At 70.5% G+C, this 2,597-nt stretch carries 2 protein-coding genes; both read left to right on the top strand.

Annotated features, from left to right (window positions below):
- The coding region (locus D180_RS08455) for an aldolase/citrate lyase family protein (protein ID WP_017912456.1) at positions 1-406 on the top strand (406 nt) is incomplete at its 5' end.
- Between the two features lie 28 nt (positions 407-434).
- Positions 435-2,564 carry a TonB-dependent siderophore receptor gene (locus D180_RS08450; protein WP_043090664.1) on the top strand — a complete coding sequence of 710 codons (2,130 nt, stop codon included), beginning with the start codon at positions 435-437 and terminating at the stop codon, positions 2,562-2,564.
- Positions 2,565-2,597: the final 33 nt, after the last annotated feature.

Raw genomic sequence — 2,597 nt, 5'->3', positions numbered from 1 at the left:
CGGCCGCGTCACCGGCTTCGGCAGCGTGGCCCTGGCCGACTACATCGCCGGCAGCCGCGCGCGCCTGCGCGTGATCCCGATGATCGAGAGCGCCGCCGGCGTGCGCGCCCTGCCGCAGATCCTGCAGGTGCCCGGCGTGTCGCTGGTGATGGAAGGCGCGCTGGACCTGGCGCTGGACCTGGGCGTCGGCCCGCAGCCCACCCATCCGCAGGTCTGGGAACAGCTGCTGGCGATCGACGCGGCCTGCCGCGCCGCCGGCGTTCCCTTCTGCCCCAATCCCCGCGACGCCGCGCAACGCGCGCACTGGCTGGCGCAGGCGGACCTGCAGTGGCTGTTCGCCGGCGAAGACCGCGCGCTGCTCCAAGCCGCATTGCGCCAGCGCGCGGCCGACCTGCGCAGCCCCTGACCGTTTCGTTCCTGTTGGAGTCGTCGTCTTGATCGCTTCGCTATCCCCTTCGCTGCTGGCCGTCGCCCTCGTCGCCGCCATGCTCGCCCCCTCCAGCGCGTGCGCCGAGGACACTCCGCCCGACGCCGACGCGCAGGCGCGGATCCGCCAGCTCGACGCGGTGCAGGTGCAGGGCAGCCTGCTCGGCCGCTCCACCGTCGAGGACGTGCAGCACTACGCCGGCAGCCGCCAGGTGATCGACAACACGCAACTGCGCACCGGCGCCAACCGCTCGCTGGACGACGCGCTGCAGAAGGTGCCGGGCATCAAGGTGTTCGACGAGACCGGCACCGGCGCGCTGCCGCAGATCATGCTGCGCGGCCTGTACGAGAGCCGCAGCGGCCGCGTGCAGGTGCTGGAGGACGGCATTCCGCTGGCGCTGGCGCCGTACGGGCAGACCAGCCTGTCGTTGTTCCCGGTCGGCCTGAACCAGGTCGACCGCATCGACATCGTGCGCGGCGGCGCGGCGGTGCAGTACGGCCCCAACAACGTCGGCGGCGTGATCAACCTGATCAGCCCGGACATTCCCACCACCTGGACCACCACGCTGGGGCAGAAGGTCACCGCCGGCGGCGCCGGGCATTACCTGGGCGACACCGCGATCAGCACCGGCGGCTACGCCAGCGATACCTTCGGCCTGCAACTGGACGCCAACTGGACCAAGGGCGACTACTGGCGCGAGCACAGCGCCACCGACATCAAGAACCTGCGCCTGCGCACGGAATGGTGGCTGGCACCGGACACGCTGCTCAAGGCCAGCGTGCAGCGCTACGTCGCCGACATGGACATGGCCGGCGCCTTGTCCACCGCCGACTACCTGCGCGATCCACGCCAGTCGACGCGGCCGCTGGACGCATTCAACGGCCGCACCACGCGCGCCTCGCTGGTCTACCAGCAGGACTTCGGCGACGTGGGGCCGTTCCAGGACCTGCGCCTGGACTGGAGCAACTTCAGCGCGCGCAGCAGCCGCAACTTCATCGTCGGCATGCGCTCGGCGGCCAGCGAGACCTGGCGCCCCGACCTGCCGCCGCAACTGCGGCAGAGCGCCCCGCGCGATTTCCGCGTCTACGGCAGCGAGCCGCGGCTGAGCTGGACGATGGGCGACGGCGCGGTGCGCCAGCAGTGGACGCTGGGCGCGCGCGCGATCAACGAGGACATCGACTTCCTGGTCGGCAACACCCGCCTCAGGGACGGCCTGTACACCCTGGTGCGCGACTGGCGCTTCAAGGACCGCGGCGCCGCCGCCTACGTCAGCGACGCGATCGCCTTCGCCGACGGCCGCGTCACCGTCACCCCCGGCCTGCGCTACGAGCAGGTCGATTCGCGCTACTACAACCTGGCCAGCGGCGCACGCACGCGCAACAAGACCGACGACGTGCTGCCCGGCCTGACCCTGGGGTTCCAGGCCAGCCCGCAGTGGTACCTGTACGCCGACGGGCAGCGCTCGCTGCGCGCGCCGCAGGTCACCCAGATCATCTTCGGCGACAACCTCGACGCCGAACTGGCCTGGAACTACGAGGCCGGCGCACGCTACCAGCCCAACGAGCGCACCCGCGTGCAGTTCGGCGGCTACCTGATCGACTTCGACCAGCAGATCCAGCTCGACAACACCACGCGCACCTACCGCAATCTCGGCAAGACCCGCCACCAGGGCGCCGAAGTGGAACTGCAGTGGAGCCCGGCGCAACTGCGCGCGCTGACACTGAACGCCGGCTACGCCTACCTGGACGCGCGGCAGGAATCGGGCGTGTACGACGGCAATCGCGTGCCCTACACCTCGCGCAACCAGCTCACCCTCGGTGCGTCGTACCACCCCGAATCCGGTCATACCACCGTCGCCGTTTCCAGTTATTACTTCAGCCGCGCCTTCAGCGATGCGGCCAACACCGTGCAGGAGAACGCGATCGGCTCGGTCGGCGAGCTGCCGGCCTACTGGGTGTGGAACGCGCAGCTGAGCCAGGTGCTCAGCGAAGGCGCCAGCGGCAAGCTCAGCGCGTCGCTGGCGGTCAACAACCTGTTCGATCGCAAGTACTGGTACCGCGGCATCGACACCAGTCCCTGGGGCCGGCAGCCGGCGCCGGGCCGCAGCGTCACCGTCGGCCTCGAGTACACGTTCTGATCCACCGCCGGCGTCGGACGACGACGCCGGCCG

The sequence above is a fragment of the Xanthomonas sp. SHU 166 genome (assembly GCF_000364685.1).
Lineage (GTDB): Bacteria > Pseudomonadota > Gammaproteobacteria > Xanthomonadales > Xanthomonadaceae > Xanthomonas_A > Xanthomonas_A sontii.
This window is presented reverse-complemented; position numbering and strand designations above follow the sequence as displayed.